The following is a 7016-nucleotide window of genomic DNA, read 5'->3' as shown; positions in this document are numbered from 1 at the left end:
GATCTAGCCATGGGCAGGTTGAAGCGGAGGTAAGACTTCGTGGAGGACCGAACCCACCAGGGTTGAAAACCTGGGGGATGACCTGTGGTTAGGGGTGAAAGGCCAATCAAACTCCGTGATAGCTGGTTCTCCCCGAAATGCATTTAGGTGCAGCGTCGTGTGTTTCTTGCCGGAGGTAGAGCACTGGATAGGCGATGGGCCCTACCGGGTTACTGACCTTAGCCAAACTCCGAATGCCGGTAAGTGAGAGCGCGGCAGTGAGACTGTGGGGGATAAGCTCCATGGTCGAGAGGGAAACAGCCCAGAGCATCGACTAAGGCCCCTAAGCGTACGCTAAGTGGGAAAGGATGTGGAGTCGCAGAGACAACCAGGAGGTTGGCTTAGAAGCAGCCACCCTTGAAAGAGTGCGTAATAGCTCACTGGTCAAGTGATTCCGCGCCGACAATGTAGCGGGGCTCAAGCGTACCGCCGAAGTCGTGTCATTGCGATATGTACCCCCAACGGGGATCGTGATGGGTAGGGGAGCGTCGTGTGCCGGGTGAAGCAGCCGTGGAAGCGAGTTGTGGACGGTTCACGAGTGAGAATGCAGGCATGAGTAGCGATACACACGTGGGAAACGTGTGCGCCGATTGACTAAGGGTTCCTGGGTCAAGCTGATCTGCCCAGGGTAAGTCGGGACCTAAGGCGAGGCCGACAGGCGTAGTCGATGGACAACCGGTTGATATTCCGGTACCCGCTTTGAAACGCCCAGTATCGAGCCCATTAATGCTAAGGCCGTGAAGCCGTCGGCTGAGTCTTCGGACGAGGTCGGAGTGGTGGAGCCGCTGACCCAAGGTGGTAGTAGGTAAGTGATGGGGTGACGCAGGAAGGTAGTCCAGCCCGGGCGGTGGTTGTCCCGGGGTAAGGGTGTAGGACGTCGCGTAGGCAAATCCGCGTGACATGTGTCTGAGACCTGATGCCGAGCCGATTGTGGTGAAGTGGATGATCCTATGCTGTCGAGAAAAGCCTCTAGCGAGTTTCATGGCGGCCCGTACCCTAAACCGACTCAGGTGGTCAGGTAGAGAATACCGAGGCGTTCGGGTGAACTATGGTTAAGGAACTCGGCAAAATGCCCCCGTAACTTCGGGAGAAGGGGGGCCACGTCTGGTGATCACTCTTGCAGTGTGAGCTGGGTGTGGCCGCAGAGACCAGCGAGAAGCGACTGTTTACTAAAAACACAGGTCCGTGCGAAGCCGTAAGGCGATGTATACGGACTGACGCCTGCCCGGTGCTGGAACGTTAAGGGGACCGGTTAGCTCCATTTCGGTGGGGCGAAGCTGAGAACTTAAGCGCCAGTAAACGGCGGTGGTAACTATAACCATCCTAAGGTAGCGAAATTCCTTGTCGGGTAAGTTCCGACCTGCACGAATGGCGTAACGACTTCTCGACTGTCTCAACCATAGGCCCGGTGAAATTGCACTACGAGTAAAGATGCTCGTTTCGCGCAGCAGGACGGAAAGACCCCGGGACCTTTACTACAGTTTGATATTGGTGTTCGGTTCGGCTTGTGTAGGATAGGTGGGAGACTGTGAAGCTTGGACGCCAGTTCAGGTGGAGTCGTCGTTGAAATACCACTCTGGTCGTGCTGGATGTCTAACCTGGGTCCGTGATCCGGATCAGGGACAGTGTCTGATGGGTAGTTTAACTGGGGCGGTTGCCTCCCAAAGGGTAACGGAGGCGCCCAAAGGTTCCCTCAGCCTGGTTGGCAATCAGGTGTTGAGTGTAAGTGCACAAGGGAGCTTGACTGTGAGACCGACGGGTCGAGCAGGGACGAAAGTCGGGACTAGTGATCCGGCGGTGGCTTGTGGAAGCGCCGTCGCTCAACGGATAAAAGGTACCCCGGGGATAACAGGCTGATCTTCCCCAAGAGTCCATATCGACGGGATGGTTTGGCACCTCGATGTCGGCTCGTCGCATCCTGGGGCTGGAGTCGGTCCCAAGGGTTGGGCTGTTCGCCCATTAAAGCGGTACGCGAGCTGGGTTTAGAACGTCGTGAGACAGTTCGGTCCCTATCCGCTGTGCGCGTAGGAGTCTTGAGAAGGGCTGTCCCTAGTACGAGAGGACCGGGACGGACGAACCTCTGGTGTGCCAGTTGTCCTGCCAAGGGCATGGCTGGTTGGCTACGTTCGGGAGGGATAACCGCTGAAAGCATCTAAGCGGGAAGCCTGCTTCGAGATGAGGACTCCCACCCACTTGATGGGGTAAGGCTCCCAGTAGACGACTGGGTTGATAGGCCGGATATGGAAGCCAGGTGACTGGTGGAGTTGACCGGTACTAATAGGCCGAGGGCTTGTTCTCAGTTGCTCGCGTCCACTGTGTCAGTTCTGAAGTAACGAACATGCCGGGACCATGTGGATGGTCGGTCGGGTTCGACATCTTCATAGAGTTTCGGTGGTCATAGCGTCAGGGAAACGCCCGGTTACATTCCGAACCCGGAAGCTAAGCCTTTCAGCGCCGATGGTACTGCAGGGGGGACCCTGTGGGAGAGTAGGACACCGCCGAACAATTTTTGAAGCCTCAACCCCCGGGTGAAACCCGGGGGTTGAGGCTTTTTCGCGTTCCGGGGCTGATCCCGCACCGTCTCTCTGCACAACCGGTGAGAGCCGCCGACCGGCGACGAGAACGCTCTGCCACTGCTGACACATGCTCAGAATGGTTGCCTGCGGCCGATTAGGAGCACACGTCAGTTCGGGGTATGCTTCATGCCGTTGCCGAGCGGGATACCGCAATGAGCAACAGGCCCCTATAGCTCAGTCGGCAGAGCGTCTCCATGGTAAGGAGAAGGTCAACGGTTCGATTCCGTTTGGGGGCTCCGAACGGACGATGGCCCCCGCCTCACTTCAGTTCTAGTGGTCGTTGCAACACCCCAGTTCAAGGGGTGTCATGGACTTCGAGATCCGCAAGAACAGGAAGCCGCAGGGGCCCAAGCCGTTGCTCCGTGAGCGGGCCGCATACTTCCAGCTCATGGAGCAGGGCTACAGCACCCGGGAAGCGGCCCGGATCGTCGGCATCGACCGGCGCACGGGCAAGAAGTGGCGCAACGGTCACACGAGGGGCCGCAAGGTAGTTCCTCCGATCCATCCCGAGCACGGGCACGCGTCCGTGACTGCGGGAGATCTGGAGGCGCCGCCTTGCGGCCCTTCGCGGTATCTCCAGGAGCACGACCGCATCCACATCGCCGACCGGCTGCGGGAGAAGGCGTCGATGCGGCAGATCGCCGCCGAGCTGGGCCGCAGCCCGTCCACCATCAGCCGCGAGATACGCCGCAACCGGCGGACCATGCCCAAGGGAGGCTGGTACTACCGGCCGCACACCGCCCAGGCCCGGGCCGATGCCCGCCGACCCCGCCCCAAGACCGGCAAGATCGGCCAGAACCCCGAACTGCGGGACTTCATCCAGGACCACCTCACGATGCGGTGGAGCCCCGAGCAGATCTGCCAGGCTCTGCGGGCACGCTTCCCCGACCGGCCGGAGATGCACGTGACCCACGAGACGATCTACCAGGCCCTCTACGTCCACGGCCGCGGAGAACTCCGCCGGGAACTGACCCGCGCACTTCGCACAGGACGTGCCCGCCGGCGCCCGCACCGCCAGGCCCACAAGCGCACCTCCCGCGCCATCAAGGACATGGTCCTGATCAGCGACCGGCCCGCCGAAGCCGAAGACCGTGCCGTCCCCGGCCACTGGGAAGGCGACCTCATCATCGGCAAGGACGGACGCTCCGCCATCGGCACCCTGGTCGAACGGTCCACCCGCTACGTGATGCTCGTGCACCTGCCGACGGGCCACAGCGCCCTCGCCACCCGCAACGCGCTCGCCGCCACCGTCCAGACCCTCCCGCCGCATCTGTGGCGATCCCTGACCTGGGACCAGGGTTCGGAGATGGCCGCCCACCGGTCGTTCACCGTCGCCACCGACATCCCGGTCTACTTCTGCGACCCGGCCAGTCCCTGGCAGCGGGGCTCGAACGAGAACACGAACGGCCTGCTGCGGCAGTATTTCCCTAAGGGCACCGACCTGAGCACCCACACCCCCGAGCACCTCCAGGCCGTCGCCGCCGAACTCAACAGCCGCCCACGCAAAACGCTCGACTGGGAAACCCCAGCCGAGCGCCTCGCTAAGCTACTGGACCTAGCCAGCTGACCAGCAGTGTTGCAACGACCCCTCGAATTCGCCTCACGGCGGGGGCCATCGTCGTATGTGCGTTTTCCGTCAGCTCGCGTGGGGCTCCGGCACGCGCATCGCGAGGATCGCCATGTCGTCCGAGGCGGGTTCGGCAGCGAAGCGCTCGACAGCGCGGAGAACCCGTGCCGCGACCGCGCCGGCCGTCAAGCCCGTGCACGTCGTCAGAACGTCGCTGAGGCCGTCGTCGCCGAGCATGCGCGTTCCCTCACGGCGTTCCGTGACACCGTCCGTGACGCAGAGGAGGACGTCGCCCGGGTCGAGAGTGACGGTCTGCTCGTACAGTTCCAGGTCGTCCATCACGCCCAGCAGCGGCTGCGGATCGGCCGCTGGCTCCACGGAGCCGTCCTGGCGCAGCCGCAGCGGCAGCGGATGTCCGGCGCAGACGACCTTCAGGAGCGCCGAGCCGTCCTCCTGGGGCCAGAGCTCGCCGTACAGCAGCGTGAGGAAGCGGCTGCGGGCGCCCTCGTCGAGGATCGCCGCGTTGAGGCGTTCCAGCACCGCCGGACCTCCGAAGCCCTCCCGGGCCAGCAGCCGCAGGGCGTGCCGGGCCAGACCGGTGACCGCGGCGGCCTCCGGGCCCGTTCCGCAGACGTCGCCGATGGCGAAGCCGTACGCCCCGTCGCGGATAGGGAAGAGGTCGTAGAAGTCTCCGCCGACCTCGTTGCCCTCGCCGGCCGCGCGGTAGATGACCTCCACCTCAACGCCCGGCACCTGGGGCAGGCCCGGCGGCAGCAGACTGCGCTGCAGGGACTGGCTGATGGCCGTGCGCTCCGAGTAGAGCCTGGCATTGTCCAGGGCGAGGGCGGCCCGGCGGGAAAGGTCCTCGGCGAGTTCCAGGATCTCCTGGCGGAAGTGGTCGTCGGACGGCTTGCCGAGCGTCAGCATGCCGATGACGCGATTTCGGGCGACCAGAGGGAGGACCACGGTCTCGCCGCCGACCGCGGAGGCCGTGGCCAGGGTCGTGCCGATGCCCGACGACACATGGGCCGCGCCGAGGCCGAGTTCACGCATGGAGGTGCGCAGTGCGGCCTGGTGCGCGGCCTCGGCCGGGGCGGTCCACACCCGTGCGCCGGGCGTGGGAACCGGGTCCGGCGGGTCGATCTTGGCGAGCAGGGCCTTCAGGCCGTCGATGCGCTCCTCGTCCTCGTGGAGGACGTACGAGAGGTACGGCTCGGAGGACTGGTCGGAGATCGTGTACACGGCACACCAGGTGGCGAGCGTCGGCACCGTCATCTGTGCCATCAGCGCCAGTGTCTGGTCGCGGTCGAGAGTGCCGGCCAGCAGGTCCGAGGCCTCGACGAGGAAGCTGAGGGATCCCCGGCGCAGCCGCTCCAGCTCGCCAAGGCGTGCGGACTCGACGGCGAGCGCGATGCGGTCGGCTGCGAACTGCAGGCGCAGCGCCTCCTCGTTGGAGTAGCGGCCCGAGCCCTCGGCGGCCACGCCCAGGGAGCCGGTGAGCCGGCCTTCGACCTTGAGCGGGACGGTGACCACGGAGCGCATCCCGGTGCCACTGAGGAGAGGGACGGCCCCGGGGACCGCGGTGAGGTCCTCGTGGACGGCGGGCATACGGGCCGATCCGTAGCGTCCCGTCCCGGCCTCGACCGGGACCCGGGCGAAGCGCTGGCGGGCCGAGGGGAGTCCGGTGGTGGCCCGTACCTCGAGCTCCGTCTCGTCGTCGGTGGCCAGCAGCAGGAACGCGGCGTCGCCGTCGAGCATGTCGCGGGCGCGTTCGACCGTGCGCTGGAGGAGGCCGTCGAGGTCGTCGGGCGCCGGGGATCCGATGAAGACCTCGAAGGGATCGGCGTTGCGGTTGTCGTGGCCGGCGCCGTCCCCGGCGGGCGCGCGCGTCGGCGTCTGCAGCACGGCCCGCTCGTAGTCGCGCACCAGGAGGCAGACGGTGGACGCCTCGCCCAGGGTGTCGCGCACGCGGAGGTGGGAGGCGTAGACGGGGACGACGCGGCCGTCCGTGCCGCGGATTCCGTAGCTGCCCTCCCAGCGGGACAGTTGGAGCGCCTCGGCCAGGCCGGTGCCGGTCCCCGGGGTGTGCGGCCAGGCGGCGAAGTCGCCGAGGGGCTTGCCGAGCACCTGGTCCGTCGCATATCCGAAAAGGTGCTCGGCGTCGTCGTTCCAGGAGCCGATGGCGCCGTTGCGGTCGATCTGGATCACGGCGACGCGGACGCGCTCGTCGGCGACGGGAAGGAGATCGGGCGGAAGGACCGGACCGGCCGACCGGGTGCCCACCGCGCGCTGCGGCAGGTCGAGTTGGAACCAGACGTGCTTGTGGGTCGGTGTGTACTCGACGCCCCAGCGCGAGGCAAGCGCGGCGCAGAGCAGCAGTCCGCGCCCGTTCTCCCGATCGGGGTGGGCGACGGCTCTGGTGCCGCCCTGCATCGGGATCTCGCGTTCCGGATACCGGTCGGCGACCTCGACCCGTACGCCCTCCACGGTGCGCAGGCAGAGCACCTCTGCGGCGGTGCCGGCGTGGATCACCGCGTTGGTGACGAGCTCACTGGTGAGGACGACGGCGTCGTCGACGACGTCGGAGTGCCCCCAGCCCTGGAGGGTGTCGCGGACGAAGGCGCGTGCCGTGGCCACCGACCGGCCGACCGGTTCGAAGCTGGCAGCCGCCCGTGCGGTGATCTCGGAACTTCTCGTACGCGTCTCGACGCCCGGCTCGGCCATGGTCGATGTCCGCCCCTCCCGGTGCCCGGTCTGGTAGTCCTTGCGCCATGCCGCCCCCCGCCGGGCGACCGGGGCGGTTGGACAGCCGGATGCCAGGTTACTTACCTTCG

The 7016-nt window shown here is 65.4% G+C and carries 2 protein-coding genes, 1 tRNA gene and 2 rRNA genes (1 of these 5 only partly in view); 4 read left to right on the top strand and 1 reads right to left on the bottom strand.

The features are described 5' to 3' along the window. The 4 genes from O7595_RS08205 to O7595_RS08190 all read left to right on the top strand — a co-directional run. Positions 1-2337: ribosomal RNA gene (locus O7595_RS08205) — 23S ribosomal RNA — on the top strand (it extends 786 nt beyond the left edge of the window). Between the two features lie 89 nt (positions 2338-2426). After that, positions 2427-2543: ribosomal RNA gene (rrf, locus tag O7595_RS08200) — 5S ribosomal RNA — on the top strand. A 235-nt stretch (positions 2544-2778) separates the two neighbouring features. Beyond that, positions 2779-2851 (top strand) — tRNA-Thr (locus O7595_RS08195). 152 nt (positions 2852-3003) lie between these two features. After that, positions 3004-4182 (top strand): IS30 family transposase, encoded by a 1179-nt coding sequence (locus tag O7595_RS08190; RefSeq protein ID WP_269732418.1) that lies wholly within the window; start codon positions 3004-3006, stop codon positions 4180-4182. A 69-nt stretch (positions 4183-4251) separates the two neighbouring features. Here O7595_RS08190 and O7595_RS08185 read toward each other — a convergent pair whose 3' ends face one another. After that, on the bottom strand, positions 4252-6906 hold the full coding sequence (locus O7595_RS08185; RefSeq protein WP_269728068.1) for a SpoIIE family protein phosphatase: 2655 nt from the start codon (positions 6904-6906) through the stop codon (positions 4252-4254). Between the last annotated feature and the right edge of the window lie 110 nt (positions 6907-7016).

The organism is Streptomyces sp. WMMC940 (assembly GCF_027460265.1).
GTDB lineage: Bacteria > Actinomycetota > Actinomycetes > Streptomycetales > Streptomycetaceae > Streptomyces.
This window is presented reverse-complemented; position numbering and strand designations above follow the sequence as displayed.